Origin of the sequence: Desertibacillus haloalkaliphilus (assembly GCF_019039105.1) — a bacterium.
Taxonomy (GTDB): Bacteria; Bacillota; Bacilli; order Bacillales; family KJ1-10-99; genus Desertibacillus; species Desertibacillus haloalkaliphilus.
Map to the genome: position 1 here is coordinate 1 of NZ_JAHPIV010000541.1, position 339 is coordinate 339.

Sequence of the window (339 nt, forward strand, 5' to 3'; positions counted from 1 at the left end):
TTTTTCTCTCCTTCTCTTCCTCCCTCTTCCTCCCCCTTTCCCTCCTCCTTTTTCTCTCTCTTCCTTCCCTTCCCCTCTCTTTCCCTTCCTCCTCCCTTTTTCCCTTCTCCTTCCCCTTTCTCCTCTCTCTTCTCTCTTTTTTCTTTCTTCCCCTTCCTCCTTCCTTCTTCCCCCCCCTCCCTTCTCTCTTCTCCTTTCCCCCCTTTTCTTTCCTTTTCCTCCTCTCTTCTTCTTCCCTTCCCCCTTTCTCCTCCTCTCCCCTTTCTCTCTTTTCTTCTCTTCTTCTCTCTTCCCTCCTCTCTCCCCCTTTTTTCCTCTCCCCTTCCCCCCTCCCTCTTC

Annotated in this window: 1 protein-coding gene; it reads right to left on the bottom strand. The window is 51.6% G+C overall.

The annotated features are described in order from the left end of the window. The coding region (locus KH400_RS30385; RefSeq protein ID WP_217228660.1) for a hypothetical protein at positions 1 to 339 on the bottom strand (339 nt) is incomplete at both ends.